The organism is Mobilisporobacter senegalensis, from assembly GCF_003752155.1.
Taxonomy (GTDB): Bacteria; Bacillota; Clostridia; order Lachnospirales; family Lachnospiraceae; genus Mobilisporobacter; species Mobilisporobacter senegalensis.
Genome location: NZ_RJVG01000007.1, coordinates 41,542 through 59,887, shown reverse-complemented (window position 1 = coordinate 59,887; position 18,346 = coordinate 41,542). Strand labels below are relative to the sequence as shown.

General features: G+C 32.9%; 23 protein-coding genes. 21 read left to right on the top strand and 2 right to left on the bottom strand.

All coding sequences use genetic code 11. The features are described from left to right. The first annotated feature begins 14 nt into the window (after nucleotides 1-14). A complete protein-coding gene (efp, locus tag EDD66_RS12030; RefSeq protein WP_123609836.1) occupies nucleotides 15-572 on the top strand; it encodes an elongation factor P in 558 nt (185 codons plus the stop codon). 111 nt (nucleotides 573-683) lie between these two features. Here the strand turns inward: efp and EDD66_RS12025 are convergent, their stop codons facing one another. Beyond that, nucleotides 684-1,445 carry a shikimate dehydrogenase family protein gene (locus EDD66_RS12025; RefSeq protein WP_123609835.1) on the bottom strand — a complete coding sequence of 254 codons (762 nt, stop codon included), beginning with the start codon at nucleotides 1,443-1,445 and terminating at the stop codon, nucleotides 684-686. A 162-nt stretch (nucleotides 1,446-1,607) separates the two neighbouring features. Between EDD66_RS12025 and spoIIIAA the strand changes: the two genes are divergently transcribed. The 19 genes from spoIIIAA to EDD66_RS19020 all read left to right on the top strand — a co-directional run bounded on the left by spoIIIAA (nucleotide 1,608) and on the right by EDD66_RS19020 (nucleotide 15,854). Further along, a complete protein-coding gene (gene spoIIIAA / locus EDD66_RS12020; RefSeq protein ID WP_243115348.1) occupies nucleotides 1,608-2,570 on the top strand; it encodes a stage III sporulation protein AA in 963 nt (320 codons plus the stop codon). A gap of 21 nt (nucleotides 2,571-2,591) precedes the next feature. Beyond that, the gene (locus tag EDD66_RS12015) at nucleotides 2,592-3,116 is read left to right on the top strand and encodes a stage III sporulation protein AB (RefSeq protein WP_243115355.1); all 525 of its coding nucleotides are present in this window, start codon (nucleotides 2,592-2,594) and stop codon (nucleotides 3,114-3,116) included. Nucleotides 3,117-3,165: 49 nt separating this feature from the next. Continuing rightward, on the top strand, nucleotides 3,166-3,360 hold the full coding sequence (gene spoIIIAC / locus EDD66_RS12010; protein WP_123609833.1) for a stage III sporulation protein AC: 195 nt from the start codon (nucleotides 3,166-3,168) through the stop codon (nucleotides 3,358-3,360). 41 nt (nucleotides 3,361-3,401) lie between these two features. Further along, the gene (locus EDD66_RS12005; protein WP_123609832.1) at nucleotides 3,402-3,785 is read left to right on the top strand and encodes a SpoIIIAC/SpoIIIAD family protein; all 384 of its coding nucleotides are present in this window, start codon (nucleotides 3,402-3,404) and stop codon (nucleotides 3,783-3,785) included. Between the two features lie 9 nt (nucleotides 3,786-3,794). Beyond that, a complete protein-coding gene (locus EDD66_RS12000; RefSeq protein ID WP_123609831.1) occupies nucleotides 3,795-4,943 on the top strand; it encodes a stage III sporulation protein AE in 1,149 nt (382 codons plus the stop codon). A gap of 13 nt (nucleotides 4,944-4,956) precedes the next feature. Beyond that, a complete protein-coding gene (locus tag EDD66_RS11995) occupies nucleotides 4,957-5,604 on the top strand; it encodes a stage III sporulation protein AF (RefSeq protein WP_123609830.1) in 648 nt (215 codons plus the stop codon). Nucleotides 5,605-5,629: 25 nt separating this feature from the next. After that, a complete protein-coding gene (locus EDD66_RS11990) occupies nucleotides 5,630-6,250 on the top strand; it encodes a stage III sporulation protein AG (protein WP_123609829.1) in 621 nt (206 codons plus the stop codon). Between the two features lie 9 nt (nucleotides 6,251-6,259). Next, nucleotides 6,260-6,997, top strand: coding sequence for a SpoIIIAH-like family protein (locus EDD66_RS11985; protein ID WP_123609828.1), 738 nt, complete (start codon nucleotides 6,260-6,262; stop codon nucleotides 6,995-6,997). A 224-nt stretch (nucleotides 6,998-7,221) separates the two neighbouring features. Next, nucleotides 7,222-7,608 (top strand): Asp23/Gls24 family envelope stress response protein, encoded by a 387-nt coding sequence (locus EDD66_RS11980; protein ID WP_123609991.1) that lies wholly within the window; start codon nucleotides 7,222-7,224, stop codon nucleotides 7,606-7,608. Nucleotides 7,609-7,831: 223 nt separating this feature from the next. Next, nucleotides 7,832-8,227 carry a transcription antitermination factor NusB gene (gene nusB, locus EDD66_RS11975; protein WP_123609827.1) on the top strand — a complete coding sequence of 132 codons (396 nt, stop codon included), beginning with the start codon at nucleotides 7,832-7,834 and terminating at the stop codon, nucleotides 8,225-8,227. Between the two features lie 23 nt (nucleotides 8,228-8,250). Beyond that, entirely contained in the window at nucleotides 8,251-9,459 is a 1,209-nt protein-coding gene (gene xseA / locus EDD66_RS11970) for an exodeoxyribonuclease VII large subunit (RefSeq protein ID WP_123609826.1), read from the top strand. Continuing rightward, the gene (xseB, locus tag EDD66_RS11965) at nucleotides 9,459-9,668 is read left to right on the top strand and encodes an exodeoxyribonuclease VII small subunit (protein WP_207667782.1); all 210 of its coding nucleotides are present in this window, start codon (nucleotides 9,459-9,461) and stop codon (nucleotides 9,666-9,668) included. Before xseA ends, xseB begins: the two co-directional genes overlap by 1 nt. After that, on the top strand, nucleotides 9,658-10,557 hold the full coding sequence (locus EDD66_RS11960; protein ID WP_123609824.1) for a polyprenyl synthetase family protein: 900 nt from the start codon (nucleotides 9,658-9,660) through the stop codon (nucleotides 10,555-10,557). Before xseB ends, EDD66_RS11960 begins: the two co-directional genes overlap by 11 nt. A gap of 21 nt (nucleotides 10,558-10,578) precedes the next feature. Further along, nucleotides 10,579-12,456: a 1-deoxy-D-xylulose-5-phosphate synthase gene (dxs, locus tag EDD66_RS11955; RefSeq protein WP_123609823.1), complete on the top strand. Its 1,878-nt coding sequence runs from the start codon at nucleotides 10,579-10,581 to the stop codon at nucleotides 12,454-12,456. Between the two features lie 32 nt (nucleotides 12,457-12,488). Beyond that, the gene (locus EDD66_RS11950; RefSeq protein WP_123609822.1) at nucleotides 12,489-13,394 is read left to right on the top strand and encodes a TlyA family RNA methyltransferase; all 906 of its coding nucleotides are present in this window, start codon (nucleotides 12,489-12,491) and stop codon (nucleotides 13,392-13,394) included. Nucleotides 13,395-13,422: 28 nt separating this feature from the next. Continuing rightward, nucleotides 13,423-14,289: an NAD(+)/NADH kinase gene (locus EDD66_RS11945; RefSeq protein WP_123609821.1), complete on the top strand. Its 867-nt coding sequence runs from the start codon at nucleotides 13,423-13,425 to the stop codon at nucleotides 14,287-14,289. Further along, entirely contained in the window at nucleotides 14,289-14,768 is a 480-nt protein-coding gene (gene argR, locus EDD66_RS11940; protein WP_123609820.1) for an arginine repressor, read from the top strand. Before EDD66_RS11945 ends, argR begins: the two co-directional genes overlap by 1 nt. A gap of 97 nt (nucleotides 14,769-14,865) precedes the next feature. Next, entirely contained in the window at nucleotides 14,866-15,594 is a 729-nt protein-coding gene (locus tag EDD66_RS11935) for a YebC/PmpR family DNA-binding transcriptional regulator (protein ID WP_123609819.1), read from the top strand. A 140-nt stretch (nucleotides 15,595-15,734) separates the two neighbouring features. Next, on the top strand, nucleotides 15,735-15,854 hold the full coding sequence (locus EDD66_RS19020; RefSeq protein WP_408632111.1) for a hypothetical protein: 120 nt from the start codon (nucleotides 15,735-15,737) through the stop codon (nucleotides 15,852-15,854). Nucleotides 15,855-15,947: 93 nt separating this feature from the next. On the opposite strand, the gene EDD66_RS11925 is transcribed toward EDD66_RS19020, so the two are convergent. Further along, entirely contained in the window at nucleotides 15,948-16,679 is a 732-nt protein-coding gene (locus EDD66_RS11925) for a glycoside hydrolase family 25 protein (RefSeq protein ID WP_123609818.1), read from the bottom strand. 435 nt (nucleotides 16,680-17,114) lie between these two features. Here EDD66_RS11925 and EDD66_RS11920 point away from each other — a divergent pair, with 435 nt between their 5' ends. Next, nucleotides 17,115-18,329: a DUF3810 domain-containing protein gene (locus EDD66_RS11920; protein WP_170164343.1), complete on the top strand. Its 1,215-nt coding sequence runs from the start codon at nucleotides 17,115-17,117 to the stop codon at nucleotides 18,327-18,329. Nucleotides 18,330-18,346 lie beyond the last annotated feature (17 nt).

Here is an 18,346-nt window from a genome sequence, read left to right as displayed (position 1 = left end):
GAGGAATATCAAATATGGTATCAGCAGGCGATTTTAGAAATGGCTTAACAATTGAATTAGATAATAATGTATATCAGGTAATAGAATTCCAACATGTAAAACCTGGTAAGGGTGCAGCATTTGTTAGAACAAAATTAAAGAATATAAAAAATGGCGGCGTGGTTGAAAAAACATTCAGACCAACTGAAAAATGTCCTCAAGCTCGTATTGAAAGAGTAGACATGCAATATTTATATTCAGATGGTGATTTATATAACTTCATGGATCCACAAACTTTTGAACAAATTGCTTTATCAAAAGATTCTATTGGTGATTCATTAAAATTTGTGAAAGAGAATGAAACAGTTAAAATCTGTACACATAATAAAGAAGTGTTTGCCATTGAACCACCTTTATTTGTAGAATTACAAATCACAGAGACAGAGCCAGGCTTTAAAGGAGATACTGCACAAGGTGCTACAAAGCCAGCAATCGTTGAAACTGGTGCTACTGTGTATGTTCCTTTATTTGTAGAACAAGGGGATACGATTAGTATCGATACAAGATCTGGTGATTACTTAAAGAGAGTATAATTACTGATTTATATTTTTATCAAGAAATAATATACTTATTATTAAATTATTAAAGGTGCTTTTGCAAAACAGATTATTTATTTGTTTTGCAAAAGCACCTTTTTGTCTATCTTAGTTCATGCAGTCCCATTCTTTATATATTTTCTCAATTACAGAATCATTAATCTTTATATCTAAAAAATATTCTACGGCGTATTTTGCCTGCGCAATTAACATCTCTAACCCGTTCACTGCTTTCATGCTGAGGCTTTCTGCCTGAAGGAGGAGTTCTGTCTTTAAAGGATTATATATAATATCAATGACTGCTTCACATTTAGAAAACTGACGGATATCAATTGGCTTGGAATCTGTCTCAGGATACATGCCGACAGGAGTAGTATTAATAATAATTTCCCCATCCAGGTGATCTTTATAACAATCTTCATATGTAATAGTGCCATCTCTTGGGGTACGGTTCACAACGATAATTTCTCTTGCTTTAAGGTATTTAATAACCCCTATAATAGCTTTAGATGCACCACCATTTCCCAGGACAATTACTTTTTTATCTGCAATAGCAATCTGATTGTGCTCAATGGTATATAAAAAACCATAAAAATCAGTATTATGACCAATTAATTTATTCTCTTTATTTACAATCGTATTTACTGCTCCAATGTTCTTGGCATTCTCGTCTATTTCATCAAGATAGGGGATGACGTCCTGTTTATAAGGGATAGTCACATTAATCGCCTTAAAATCTCGTGACGCCATAAAAGCAGGGAATTCCTGTTTGGTTAGTGGTTGTAAAGTATAAGTATAAGCAGCTAACTTCTCATGTATCTCTTTTGAAAAACTATGTCCCAGTTTTTCTCCAATCAATCCATATTCCATATATTCAACTTCTTTCTAAATCATATTTAATCAATTATTTATAGATCATGGCGTCAACTTTCACTTTATGATAATATAACCGATAAAACTTTGCAATAGAAAAAATAATAATCTATGAATAAATCAATCATCTCATCATATATTGTTTAAAGAGGTGATAAGGTGAATAAAAAAGACGAGCTATTAAAGATATTCTCTTTAGGACTTAGAAACATATTAACTAAAACAAATATGGATTATGAAAAGCTTCAAGAGATAAGACTACGTGCAAATGGGCCACTTATTGTTATCTATGATAATAAAGAATTCTTTGTAACAAATCATTCAAAACTGAGTAAGAATTATATAGATGCAGTAATGATTACCAGAAATGAAATCAAAGAAACGATGGAATACATAAGTAATTTTTCATTATATGCATTTGAAGAAGAAATAAAACAAGGATTTATAACGATACAGGGAGGTCATAGAGTGGGTATTGCAGGTAAAACCATCCTGGATGAGGAAAAAGTAAAAAGTATGAAGCATATTTCTTTTATTAATATCAGACTATCACATCAAATAAAAGGATGTGCCGATAAAGTGATTCCATATATTCAAAGTTCAGACATGAATGATATTTATCATACCTTGATTATCTCGCCGCCTAGATGTGGTAAAACAACTTTACTAAGAGATATTATAAGACAACTATCCAATGGGGAATCTGATATAGATGGATTTACTGTTGGAGTTGTAGATGAACGTTCTGAGATAGGTGCCTGTTATATGGGGATTCCTCAAAATGATCTGGGAATTCGGACAGACATTCTGGATTGTTGTCCGAAAGCAAAAGGGATGATGATGCTGATCCGCTCCATGTCTCCAAGAATTATTGCAGTAGATGAAGTAGGATTAGGAGAAGATATTGAAGCCATTGAATATGTAATTAATTGTGGCTGCAAAATCATTGCTACCGTTCATGGAAGTTCCATAGAAGACATTCGTAATAAACCGATTTTAGGAAGGTTAGTAAAAGAAAAAGTATTTGAGAGATACATTGTATTAAATAACAGAAAAAGCGTTGGAAATATAGAACAAATATTTGACGAAAGAGGTAGTATTTTATATCAAACTGTTTCGTAATAGGAGAAAAGGGTGAAATCTATGATAATCATGAAGATAATTGGTGCCGTACTTGTTATTACATCTTCTTCTGCTTTTGGTTTTTATATGAGCAGCAGTTTAAAAGATAGAATTGAAGACATGAAAGAACTAAAGAAAAATATATTAATTTTAAGAGGAGATATTCGTTACGGGAGTACGCCGCTGCCAGAAGCAATAGGAGCGATTGCCTGCAGGCATGAAGGAAATTTTGCAAAATTTTTTACTCATATCTATGAAGAATTAATTAAACTGGATGGAGTACGTTTTTTTGATATATGGAAAATAGGGGTGGAACAAAAGTTAAAAGATACTTCTCTAAATAAAAATGATAAGGAACATCTTATGAAATTAGGAGAAAATCTTGGCTACCTGGATAAGGACATGCAGATTAACATAATTGATTTATACATAGAACAATTAGAAGCGGAAATTCTTGAAGCTTCGAAAGTATTGAAAGAGAAAGCGCATCTATATAACACATTAGGAGTTATGGCAGGAATATTCGTAACAATTATCATGCTGTAATCATAATGGATATAACTTGATTGCTGCTTATGTAAGGAGAGGGATTTGGATGAATATATATCTTATACTTAGAATTGCTGCAGTAGGAATATTAGTATCTGTATTGAATCAAGTGTTAAAGCATTCCGGGCGGGAAGAGCAGGCTTTTTTAACAAGTCTGGCCGGATTGATCTTGGTGCTTTTATGGATCATACCATACATATTAGAACTATTTGAGAGTCTTCAACATTTATTCCAATTGTAACTTAGTAAATTTGGACATGTAGTCTTAGGAGGTGACTATAATTGATTAGAATAGCAATCATAGGAATTGTGGCTGTATTACTGGCAACTCAATTTAAAAGTACACGTTCAGAATATAGTGTTTATATAGGCATTGCTACCTGTTTCCTTATATTCTTTCTAAGTTTACAAAGAATAGAGGTAATCATTGACGCAATTAAGAAAATACAAGGTTACATAAAAATCAATCAGGTATATATTGAAATCTTAATTAAAATCATTGGTATTACATATATTTCTGAATTTTCGGCCAGTTTATGTAAGGATGCTGGACATGCTGCAATTGCAGGACAAATTGAATTGGTTGGGAAATTAAGTATTTTAGCAGTAAGTATGCCAATTCTTTTAGCACTGCTTGATACGATTCATCAATTTTTAAAGGCTTAAGGTGATTTGATGAAAATATTTAACTATTTATTTGTATGTCTGATATTTGTCCTGTTCCTCCCGGGTTCTAAAGCGTATGCCATGGAAGAAGCAGGAAATGTTGATTATTATAATGATTTTGATTATGAGCAGATTCAATCGGTAATTGAAGATATTATGCCGGGACAAGATGAAATTGATTTTGAAAGTTATGTAAGCGGCCTGATTTCAGGAGAAAAAGAAATTTCACCCAGTGTGATAATGAATGACCTGAAAGATACAGTAATTACCCAATTTCAAAGTGATGTAGGATCAATTCTTCGTCTGTTATCTGTGGTGATCATAGCTGCATTATTTACTAATTTTTCAAATATATTTCATAATAACCAGGTTTCTGAGACAAGCTTTTACATTACCTACATATTATTGTTCTCATTAATCACAAGCAGTTTTATTACTGTGACTAGTCTGGCTGGAAATACATTATCTAAATTATTAGATTTTATGAAAGCATTGGTACCAACTTATTTTTTATCCATAGCTTTTTGCTCTGGATCTAAAACCTCACTGATTTTTTATGAGGCGACTTTAATAATAATTACAGCAGTAGATTTTTTATTGATCAAATTAATAATACCCTGCATTAATATATACTTGATTCTGACCTTGGCAAATAATATATCGAAAGAGGATCATCTTTCAAAACTCACAGATTTAATGGAAGTTGTCATAAAATGGTCTCTTAAAACCTTACTTGCAGCGGTAATTGGCTTTAATGCAATTCAGGGAATGATTGTTCCGGCAGTAGATTCCATGAAAAAAAGTTTTTTGCTCCGGGCGTCAGGTTCTTTGCCTGGAATTGGGGATGCATTAGAAAGTGTTACAAAAACAATCTATGGAGCAGGAGTCCTGGTTAAAAATGCGATTGGAGTAACCGGTCTTGTAGTCATATTAATTATCGTTGCAGTTCCTCTGATTAAATTAACGGTATATGCAATTGTCTATAGAATGGGAGTTGCTGTAATACAGCCAATTACTGATAAAAGAATATTAAATTGTATGAATGGAGTATCAGAAGCTACTGGGCTGCTGCTCTATACAGTTTTTATTGGTGCAGTACTTTTCTTTATTACAATCGCAATTATAACAACATCAACGAATTTTGGATTAAGTGGTTAATAAGGAGGCTTATATGGATGCTATATATGATGCTGTAAAAACGATAGTAATTTACCTTATACTGGTGGCCATTGTTATGAATTTACTTGGTACAAGCAGTTATAAAAAATATGTATCTATGTTTACAGGAATGTTATTAATCTATATTGTGATCACCCCTGTAATGAAGCTGTTCAATCTAACCGATTCCATGGATTATCATATTGAAGAGAATTATTTTAAAGTAGAGGCCAAAGATATGAATGCCAAAATATTTAATGTAGATGAGGAGCAAAAAAGTTATATTATAGAGGAATACCGAGTAAAATTAGAGCAGCAGATAGAAGAGAAACTTAATAAAAGAGATTTGACATTAAAACGATGTGACCTGGTTGTTGATGAAGACATGTCTAGTACAGGTTTTGGAACGGTGCTTGAAATCGATATATTTGCTAAGGAATTGAAAGAAGAAAATATGAAAGATAGAAAGACGAACATGATTATTGAAGAAATTTCAATTGAAGAAATAAAAATTGGTAAAAATAAGGAAGAGGAACAAGAAAGCAATCCTGGAGTACCGAAAACAGATTCAGTACTTGAAATCGAGATTAAAAAGGAATTAGCACAGTTTTACAATCTTGACACAAATATGGTTCATGTGGATATTGATTATAGAGAATAACAGGTAAAGGATTTAAGGTGAGTATATGGAGCAAAAGGATAAGAAAGAAAAAAAGAAATTAACGATTAAGGAGATTGGCGTTCAAAAGATAGTTATCATGTTTGTTGCAGGGGTATTCATTATTGCCCTGTCAATTCCTGATCTGTTTTTCCCCAAAAAGGAGAAGAATACTGCACCCTCTGATACCACATCTGTGTCTTCAGAAACCAATGCCTCTAAAAATATAAAAAATGAAGCTGCAAATCAATATGTGAATACTTTAAAAGAGGAACTAAAATCTACATTAAAACTGGTAGAGGGAATTGGAGATGTGGAGGTAATGATCACTTTAAAATCTTCAAAAGAATTGGTGACCTTAAAAGACTCTCCGTATACACAGGATACAACCAATGAAGTTGATGGAAATGGAGGGAGCAGAATAAGCAGTAATATACAAAAAAGTGATGAAACGGTCTTAATTACCAATGATGAGGGGGATTCGATTCCTTATGTAATAAAAGAAATTGAGCCTGAAGTTGAAGGAGTAGTCGTAATTGCAGAGGGAGGAGGGAATCCTACGATAGTTGGTGAAATTATAGATGCAGTTGAGGTATTATTTGACGTTCCTACACATAAAATTAAAGTAATGAAGATGAATTCAAGATAGGAGGCAAATATGAAGAATATATTTCGAAAGAACCAAGTCATAATTACTGCATTAGCTATTATGATTGCAGTAGCAGGGTATTTGAATTTTACCAATGACAGAGTAGATCAGGAAGTTGTATCAAATGATCTGTATAGTCAAGTTGATGATGCGAAAGAAGTATCCGGAGATAATACATATGACTTTACTGAAGAGGATCTTTTATTGGATCTTTCTGAAGAGGACATAGCGGAAGCAGAGAAGACAAAGGATGCAATTTCTAAAGAAGATGCTATTGATGTAACAGATTCAGGTGAATTAGCTACAGAGGAAACAAAAGAAACTGCAGATATAAAGGATGCAGAAGGTACACCGGGTGAAGCAGTCCTAGCCAGTACTACGATAAGTCCTAGTTACTTTTCATCAGTAAAGATTGAACGGGAACAAATGAGGTCGAAGAGCAAAGAACTCTTTATGGAAATAGTGAATAGTGATAAAGTTTCTGATAAGCAAAAACAAGCAGCTATTGATGGAGTGATAGAATTAACTTCAATTGCTGATAAAGAAAATGCAGCCGAGATTTTATTAGGTGCCCAGGGATATGAAAATGTAGTGGTTAGTATGAGCGAAGGAAAAGTGAATGTTGTTGTCAGCAATGAAGGTCTGACAGAACAGCAGATTGCTCAGATAGAAGATGCTACAAAGAGTGCAACAGGTGTTAAGGCTGATAAAATAGTAATTAAGCCAGTTGTTGTCAAAGCTGAATAATCCATGCAGATGCACAAAATAATATATTTGAATAAAATATATTATTTTGTGCATTAATAATATTACGCATATTTATTCATGAAAATAGGCATGGGTAGGTTAAAACCCAGATAATATAGAAAAAGAATTGCAAAAATGATTTATTTTGTTATAATAAGTATAGAGATAATAATTGGTAAATTTTATAATCATCCAATGGATATCATTAGGAGGTATTGACTGTGATTAAGGAACAAGAGAATAGAAATAATTATAAGATACGCGAAAATAATAAATATGGTGAAGTGCAAATTGCAGATGAAGTGGTTGCAATTATTGCAGGTTTAGCTGCAACAGAAGTAGATGGCGTTGCTGCCATGGCTGGTAACATCACCAATGAACTGGTTGGCAAACTTGGTATGAGAAATTTAGCTAAGGGTGTTAAAGTTGAAGTTACTCCTGAAAATGTATCAGTGGATGTTGCATTGGCTTTAAAATATGGCTATAGTATACCAAAGACTTCAAAAGCAGTACAAGAGAAGGTAAAAGTTGCGATTGAGAATATGACAGGACTTAATGTTACAGAAGTCAATATTCGAATTGCAGGTGTCAGTATTGAAAATGCGAAATAAAGCTTTCTTATATTAAATAAATAGTGTATAATATTTTGTAACCCTTGAATATTTAATATTTGAGGGTTATTTAATTCAAAAGTAACGAAAATATTTCCCTGCAAGAGAATTTTCGTGAACAATAATCACAAGAACCTTATACAATAAGATTTTATGGTTCAGGTGAAACAGGCAGTGAAGTTAAGTTCTACATCTGCCTTAAATTCAGGAGGAAACAATAGTTATGTCTAGACGAGAAATAAGAGAACATCTCTTTCGTATGTTATTTCGAAAAGATTTTCATGAAGAAAATGATTTAAATGAACAAATTGAATTATATTTTAGCTTGATGGAAGCACCAAAAGAAGAAGAAATTGAAGAATTGACGAATCGTTTTAATCTAATATTAGAAAAAATAGATGCAATAGATTCTATTATTGAAGAAGCAGCAAGTGGCTGGAAGTTAAATAGACTTGGCAAAGTAGATCTTACTTTACTTCGGATTGCTACTTATGAAATTAAATTTGATGAAGGTATTCCAACTCCGGTTGCGATCAATGAAGCAGTTGAGATAGCTAAGAAATTCGGAGAAGATAATTCACCAAGCTTCATCAATGGAGTTCTTGCTAAGATTGCATAGTTTGTAATAAAGGTGGGATTAAGTTGGATAAGGTATATTCTGTTACCCAGATAAATTTATATATTAAAGATATGTTTATTAGAGATTATGCGTTAAATAATATCTATATAAAAGGCGAAGTATCTAACTGTAAATATCATACGTCCGGTCATATCTATTTTACATTAAAAGACGAGAAAGGTCAGATGGCAGCAGTTATGTTTGCTGGTCAACGAAGTGGTTTAAAGTTTCGTCTGGAAGAAGGACAAAGTGTAATTGTCTTAGGAAGTATCAGTGTATACGAAAGAGATGGCAAGTATCAGCTTTATGCCAGAGAAATATTGTTAGATGGTTCGGGAGTTCTTTATCAAAAATTTGAGGAGCTAAAAAGAAATCTCGAAGGAGAAGGACTATTTTCAAAAGAATATAAGAAAACAATTCCCATGTATCCGAAAAAGATAGGTATTGTTACCGCCAGAACAGGGGCCGCGATTCAGGATATCATTAACATAATATCAAGAAGAAACCCTTATATTCAGTTGATTTTATATCCTGCCTTAGTCCAGGGAGAAGGAGCTGCAAAATCAATTATGAAGGGAATTGGAATTCTTGATAAGATGGAACTTGATACCATCATTGTTGGGCGAGGCGGTGGTTCTATCGAGGATTTATGGGCGTTTAATGAAGAAATTGTTGCCAGGGCCATCTTTGACTGTCATACACCAATTATATCAGCAGTAGGGCATGAGACAGATACGACTATTTCAGATTTCGTATCAGATTTAAGGGCACCTACCCCGTCTGCAGCAGCAGAATTAGCGACCAATAATATTAATGACCTATACACAAAAATCTATGATTATAATGTAACGCTTAATCATATTTTAAAGCGTAAAATTTCACTATATAGAAGTTTGTTAGAACAAAAGAAGTTAAAGCTGGAACATTCAAGCCCTATTTACCAAATAAGGCAAAAACGTCAACATCTGATGGATTATGAAGAAAAGTTAGGTAATTTAATATCTGATATTATAAAAGAAAAAAGGCATTCTCTCGCAATTTATATAGAAAAGTTGAATGGTCTTTCACCGATTGCTAAATTAAATAAAGGTTATGCATTAATATCCGATGGTGAAAACAATATTGTCAATAGTATTGATAAGATAAAAGTAGAAGATACGATTAAAGTATCAATGCTTGATGGTGATATTTTAGCAAAAGTAGAAGAATTAAATGGCAGGAGGCGTGTATAATGGCTAAGAATGAAAAAACATTAGAAGATTCTTTTGAAGAATTAGAGAATATTATATCCAAATTAGAGGATTCAGATACAAATTTAGATGATTCTTTTAAATTATACAATCAAGGGGTACAATTATTAAAAATATGCAATGATTCCATTGATAAAATTGAGAAGAAAATTATTCTTTTAAATGAGAATGGAGAAAGCGATGAACTTTGAAAAAGAGCAAAATGACAGAATAGAATATATAGAACAAATATTAAAAGAATATCTGCCAGAAGAGGCAGGACTTCAGAAATATGTTATTGAGGCAATGAATTACAGTGTACTTGGTGGCGGGAAAAGAATCCGTCCCTTGTTAATGTTAGAAACTTTCTGCCTGTTTCAGAAAAAAATCAGTAAAGTAATTGAGCCATTCATGGCAGCAATTGAGATGATACACACATATTCACTGGTTCATGATGATTTACCGGCAATGGATAATGATGAATACCGCAGAGGGAGAAAGACAACTCATGTAGTATATGGTGAGGCCATGGGCATTCTTGCAGGAGATGGTCTGCTCAATTATGCCTATGAGGTTGCATGTAAAGCGTTTGACATGGGAGAAAATCCGGTAATGATAGCAGATGCAGTGAAAGTACTGGCAAGAAAACCGGGTATTTATGGCATGATTGGCGGACAAGTTGTAGATGTCCTGGCAAATGGCTCGCCCCTTGATAAAGAAAGATTAGATTTTATTTATAAGTTGAAGACAAGTGCATTAATTGAGTGCTCCATGCTAATCGGTGCAATCCTTGGTGGAGCAACGAAAGAAGAACTGGAGATTATCGAACAGATAGCATCAGATGTTGGGCTTGCGTTTCAGATTCAGGATGATATTTTAGATGTAACAAGTACTCTTGAGGTTTTAGGAAAACCAATCGGCAGTGACGAGAAGAATAGTAAAACTACGTACGTTACTTTAGAAGGCCTGGAAAAATCCAAGGAAGATGTTCAGATGATATCTGACAGAGCTTTAAAGAACTTAAATATGTTAAAATTAAATTATAAAGAAAATTTATTTTTGGAAGAACTTATCAGGAGACTGGTAAGCAGAGAAAAATAAAGAGGATAAGAAGGTGTAAAATTGGCTAAAGAATTAGATAGTATTGAAAAGCCGAATGATATAAAGAATATTAAACCAGAGAATTATAATAGATTAGCAAAAGAAATACGAAGGTTTTTAATAGATAGAGTAAGTAATAAAGGTGGGCATTTAGCTTCTAATTTAGGTGTAGTAGAGTTAACTATGGCTCTGCACCTTATTTTAGACTTCCCAAAGGATAAATTAGTTTGGGATGTAGGACATCAGGCTTATACTCATAAAATACTTACAGGTAGAAAAGAAGGATTTGACTCTCTTCGCTGTTTTGGAGGAATGAGTGGATTTCCTAAAAGAGTGGAAAGTGATAGTGATTGTTTTGATACAGGGCATAGTTCCACTTCTATCTCGGCGGCCCTTGGGTTTGCTAAGGCAAGAGATCTATCAGGTAAAGATAATAAAGTGTTTGCAGTAATTGGGGATGGGGCTTTATCAGGTGGAATGGCTTATGAAGCACTGAACAATGCTGCAAGGTTAAAATCCAATATGGTAATTGTATTAAATGATAATAATATGTCAATTTCAGAAAATGTTGGAGGAATGTCCACATATCTTGGTAAAATCAGGTCTAATACAAAATATCTTGGATTAAAAGAAGGGGTTGAGACAACACTTCGAAAATTACCAGTGTTTGGTGATGCTATTGTTGATAAGATAAGGAAATCAAAAGATTCCATTAAAAGACTGGTAATCCCCGGGATGCTCTTTGAAGATATGGGTATCACTTATATTGGACCAATTGATGGTCATAATATGGAACAATTATTAAGTGCATTTAGAAGTGCTATTAAAATGAATGAAGCTGTGATTGTTCATGTGATCACTAAGAAAGGAAAAGGCTATTCTTACGCTGAGAAGAACCCTTCTAAATTTCACGCAATGGAGCCATTTGTGATAAAAACAGGAGAAACGAAAACAGAAAGTTTATGTGTATCCTATACAGAAGCATTTTCTGATTCTATTGTTAAGATAGCAGATACAAATGAAAAAGTTGTAGCAATTTCTGCTGCGATGCCCTCAGGTACAGGTTTGACAAAATTCATGAATTATTATCCGGAACGTTTTTTTGATGTTGGTATTGCTGAAGAACATGCGGTAACATTTGCAGCAGGATTGGCTGCAGAAGGGTTTAAACCATTTGTGGCAATCTATTCTACATTTTTACAAAGAGCCTATGATCAAATTCTTCATGATGTCTGTCTGCAGAATTTACCGGTTGTATTTGCAATCGACCGGGCGGGAATTGTAGGGAAAGATGGGGAAACACATCAGGGAATCTATGATTTATCTTATTTATCACATATTCCTAATTTAACCGTAATCGCTCCGAAAAATGTTAGAGAATTTGATATGATGCTGCAATATTGTGCAATTTATAATGGCCCAATTGCTATAAGATATCCAAGAGGTAAAGTGTTTGAGGGGTTAGAAGAATTTAACGGGCCAATTGAATTTGGAAAGAGTGAAATGATATATATGGACCAGGATATTGTATTACTTGCTCTTGGCAGTATGGTAGAAGTAGCAATTGATGTAAGAGAACAGCTGAGAGCAGAAGGATTTCATGCAAGTTTGGTAAATGTCCGCTTTGTCAGTCCATTAGATGAAGATATGTTACATGAATTAGCAAAAAATCATCATGTATTCATTACTTTAGAGGAAAATGTGAAAAGTGGCGGTTATGGTGAAAAAATATCCGGCTTTTTAAGTCAATATAATTATGGTAGAATAAAACATATCAATATTTCTATTCCAGATCGTTTTATTACCCATGGGGAACCAGAACTATTAAAAGAAGAATTAGGAATAGATGCAGATTCCATTGTAAATAGGTGTAAAAATGAGATAAAATTGGAACATTAGAATATATATTCAAATGATGAATGGTGAAATAGATGAAAGAAAGATTAGATGTCTTATTGGTACAGAGAAATTTGGCCCAGTCAAGAGAAAAAGCAAAAGCTATTATAATGTCAGGGAATGTTTTTGTGAATGGGCAAAGAGAAGATAAAGCAGGTAGTACTTTTGAAGATAAGGTAGAAATTACAGTAAAAGAGAATGTTTTAAAATATGTAAGCCGTGGCGGATTTAAACTGGAAAAAGCAATTGAACAGTATGGTGTCTTAGTGGAAGGTAAGATTTGTATGGATGTAGGATCTTCTACAGGTGGATTTACTGACTGTATGTTACAAAATGGAGCTACTTTAGTTTATGCAGTTGATGTTGGAACGAACCAGCTGGCCTGGAAATTACGTCAGGATCCGAGAGTGATATCTATGGAGAAGACGAATGTCAGACATTTGCTTCCAGAACATATCAATCATCAAATCGAATTTACATCTATTGATGTTGCATTTATTTCACTGACAAAAGTGTTAATTCCTGTAAAGGACCTTTTAACTTCCGATGGGGAGGTAGTATGTCTTATTAAGCCCCAATTTGAAGCAGGAAGGGAAAAGGTTGGAAAAAAAGGAGTGGTTAGAGAACAATCCGTACACAAAGATGTAATTGAACAAATAATAAAATATGGAGTCAGCATAGGTTTTCGTATTTTAAATCTTGATTTTTCACCAATTAAAGGTCCTGAAGGTAATATAGAATATTTACTCCACATGAGAAATACAGCAGAAACAAGAGATTTAATTGTGGCCAAACTTGCTGAAAACGAAGACATAGATGAATTTTATTATAAAGATCTAGACATTGTCAAATGTAATACCTACGTAGATAATGCCCAGATGAAAGACTTGAAAGATTATATTAATGATGTAGTCAAACGGGCTCATGGTACATTAGAGTAAAGATAATTACTATATGTAGGAGAAAAAAATGGATAAATTTTGCATAATTACTAATGTGGAAAAGGATGAAAAATTCCAGATCACACATATGATAATGGATTACCTTACTGCACATAAAAAGAAGTATGTTGTGGCAGTAAATGAGAATATTGATTTATATCGAAAGGAAGGATTTATCCTGCCTTCCGAAATTCCTGATGATATGGATTGCGCCATTGTTTTAGGAGGAGACGGTACAATGATTCTTGCTGCAAGTGATCTGGTTTCCAATGATATTCCTATTGTTGGTGTAAATCTTGGAACATTAGGATTTCTTACAGAGATTGAGCAGAATATGATACATGAGTCTCTAGACGCACTATTTGATGGAAATTATAAAATTGAGTCAAGGTTAATGTTGGAAGGAAGTATATTTTGTAATGAGAAAGAAGTATATAGCGGATATGCCTTGAATGACTTTGTAATAAATAAAAAAGGTACTTCCGGCCTGATTCGGGTTAAGATTTATGTAAATGATGAGGTTGCAAATACATATTTATGTGATGGCATCATTATATCAACACCAACAGGATCGACCGGTTATAATCTCTCTGCAGGTGGCCCGATTGTTGCCCCATATTCCAAGGTAATGATAATTACTCCAATATGTCCACATGCTTTATTTAATAGAAGCATCATTGTATCGCAAGAAGACAAGATACGTATTGAATTAGGAAAAAGGTCAAAGAATCCGGATGAAGCTATTATATCCTTAGATGGCAGACTTAGGATGGAATTACAGACTGGTGATGCAGTTGAAATAACAAAAGGAAAGAAAAAAACAAAATTAATTAAAGTAAATAATAATGGTTTTTTTGATTTACTAAGAACGAAACTTGGGGAGGATAAAGAATAATGAAAATTGGAAGACAAACTAAAATTATTGAATTAATCAACAATAATGATATTGAAACACAAGAAGAATTAGCAGATCTGTTAGAGCATGCAGGCTATCATGTAACACAGGCTACTATTTCAAGAGATATAAGGGAATTGAAGTTAACGAAAGTAGCTATTGATAGTGGACGTCAGAAATATATCGTACTTAAGAATCAGGAATCTGGTTTAAATGAAAAGTTTGTGAGAGTGCTCCGTGATGGTTTTGTTTCTATGGACATTGCTCAGAATATAATAGTTATCAAATCTATTTCAGGAATGGCAATGGCTGTTGCTGCTGCACTGGATGCCCTTCATTTCGATGGGATTGTAGGCTGCATTGCAGGTGATGATACAATTATGTGTGCCGTTCGAAGCAATGAGGAAGCTATCAGAGTTATGGAAAAACTTAATAAGATAGTTACTTCCAAAAGTATAGGAAACTTTGACGAAGCCTGATTTTCTGTTGATAAACATTGGGATTATAGGGTTGTAAGTCAAAAAAAATAGTGATAGAATATTAAAGTTATATAAAGTAGTTAAAAGGAGAATAAGTATGTCAGGACATTCAAAGTTTGCCAATATTAAACATAAGAAAGAAAAAAATGATGCTGCAAAAGGAAAAATATTCACAATTCTTGGCAGGGAAATTGCAGTCGCAGTAAAAGAAGGCGGAGCTGATCCTGCTAATAATAGCAGATTACGGGATGTTATCGCGAAAGCAAAAGCAAATAATATGCCGAATGATACGATTGACAGGGGAATTAAAAAAGCAGCAGGGGATGCTAACTCAGTAAATTATGAATATGTATCTTATGAAGGCTACGGTCCAAATGGAACAGCCATTATTGTTGATGCATTAACAGACAATAAGAACAGAACAGCTTCCAACGTCAGAAATGCATTCACCAAGGGAAATGGTAATGTTGGAACACCAGGCTGCGTTTCTTTTATGTTTGATAAAAAAGGACAAATTATTATTGACAAAGAGGAATGCACTTTAGAAGCAGATGAACTTATGATGATTGCTTTAGATGCTGGTGCAGAGGATTTTGCGGAAGAAGAAGATAGCTTTGAAATCATTACGGATCCGGAAAGCTTCAGTGAAGTGAGAGAGAAATTAGAAGAAGCCAAAATTCCAATGGCTCAGGCTGAAGTAACTATGATACCTCAAACATATGTTGAACTTAATGATGAAAAAGACTTAAAATCAATGAATCGTATTCTTGATCTGCTAGATGAAGACGACGATGTGCAACAGGTGTACCATAACTGGGATGAGTAGGCTGAAGCAGCCCTACTACTTTTACCTCCGTATATCATCACTGGTGATATAACAGGAGGTTTTTTTATGAGTTTAGAAGCAGTAGTTTGGAATTGGGAATTTAATATCATATACTTGAACTATTACAATTCCTATTTGCAATTGGAGGAACTGATATAACAGATTTTATTAGCAATACACTTGGAGGTGTTATAGGAATTGGATTTTATATTGTGTTTTCTATAATATTGAAAGAGAAAACAAAAGTCTCAATATATTAGCCTTGATTGGGACAATATGCATTGTATTATTAGGACTATTAGCTATGAGATTTATTACTTATAAATTTTAAGTACGCTAATTTGAAACAAATTTTAGTTATATAATTTTTTAAAAGCTTCTAAATCTCCATTAAAAATATTCATATCGATATATTTTTCAGTTCCAACATATCCATCAAGAGTCTCTTTGTCCGAATATTGCCAAAACAACCATTTTCTATTATTAAATAAAAATGGCTTATAATAAATATTTCTTATCCATAATGGATAAGTATCATAATAGCCTTTAATATATATGTTATATACATTCATTGTAGTGTAAATAATAGGTTTTTGACCATAATGTTCTTCTAATTCATTTAATAAAATATCTAATTCGTTTCGAACATCTGGTGCATCAGGTTTATTCTTTTTTTTATCTCCATAAAATTCCACATCTACTACTGGTGGTAACATATTTTCTGAAATAGGGACAACAGAAATATAGTTTTTAGCCTGTTTGATTCCATCAGAATCAAAGCTAAAAAAATGATATGCGCCTCTCAAGATCTGAGTATTCCCGATATTTGCCCAATTCTTATGAAAATATTCATCTTGGCTTTTGCTTCCTTCTGTTGCTTTTATAAATGCAAATGTAATGTTTTGGTTTGATATTGTTGACCAATTTATATCGCCTTGGTAATGAGAAGCATCAACTCCCCTTACTGGATATCTTTTTAAACTAGGCTCATTAATCCAAATAGTTCCATTCACCAATAGAATTACAAATGATAACAATAATAAGAAGAAAAATATACGTAGATATCTCACTATTCTTTTTTTCATTATTACACCTCATATTTGAATGATTAAAAATTAATATTAAAATTTATAATTTGAGCTATATATTATTAGTATGATAGTTACAGTATAAATTAATAAGAATCAAGAATCAACATTTAACACCAAAAAATGTAAAACAATCCGTGATAATATAATTGTATCTGTTCCTATTTTTATTTACTTTAACCTGTATTTTGATAAGTACATTATTTAATATCCAATATTGAAATAAATTATTAAATTAGTAGGAGGAGAGTTACCATTGTATTCCGATTGTTATAGTTTTAATGACATGCTATAATTTTAGTAAATATATATAAATTAATGGACTGAAAAGAAATATTCCTATAACTTATATATAAGGAATATTTTTCTTTTCTATATTTAGCAATGCATATGTTACTAGATTTCTGATAAATCACAAGATGAGGAATGCTTATGAATAAAACTTACATCAATAATAAATATTTAGAAGAGAGTAATAGTTGGATTTCAGAGACGATATATACTGATAGCCCAATAGTCAGCAAAGAATCTGTAACATTAAAGGAAATATTCATATATATGGGATTAAGCTCATTTTTTGTAGCGTTAAGTTTAATTCTTAAATGGTCTGCCATAAATGTAAATGGATTTGCAGACTGGTATTCCCAAAATATATACCCAATCTGGCTAAATACATTTGGACGGGTCAGTTCGATTTTTCAATTTTCGGTTTTAGAAATGATATTATTATTTGGGATAGGATATATGGTTTTATACATATTCAGAGTTGTTATCTGTTTGATTATAAGAAAGAAAAAACATATATTAGGAGATAAAGTTAATAAGCAGGATAGATTTGCTGCAAATGTGATCAGACTGAGTTTGAGAGTGGCTCTTTTGGCATCTTTATTATTCTTGATTTTTACATTGAATGCTGGAATCAATTATTATAGAGATACATTATCTGATTATCTGGAATTGGATCAAAAAGATTATAACCTTATGGATTTAAAACAGTTATGTATGAGACTGACGGAAGATGTAAATCAATGGTCAAATTTAATTGAAAGAAATGATCAGGGGATATTTATCATTGATACTGATATAGAAGGAAAGGCCATTGAAGCAATGAATGCTGCAGGTAAAAAATATGATATACTGGCTGGCTATTATCCGGACCCTAAGCCACTTTTATTTTCATGGGTTCTTTCCTATGAACATATCAGTGGAGTTTTTACTCCATTTACAATGGAGGCAAATTACAATAAGGATATAGTACCTTATAATATTCCCTTTACTATCTGTCATGAGCTAAGCCACACTAAAGGGTTTATGCGTGAAGATGAGGCAAACTTTATTGCCTATCTCGCCTGCATATCCATAGATGACCCTGTATTTAGGTATAGTGGTTCCCTTATGTCTTGGATCTATAGTACAAATCTTCTTTACCGTATTGATGTAAACGCATATCAGGAAGTACGAAATCATCTGAACCAGGAAGTTATAGCGGATCTAAAGGAAAACAACCAGTTCTGGAATAAATATAAAGGAACAGTATCGAAGATTTCAGAAAAAGTTAACAATACATATTTAAATGCAAATGGACAATCAGATGGTATTAAGAGCTATAATCGGATGGTGGATCTTTTGATTGCATATTACCGATAAGTGAAAATGGAGAGCAG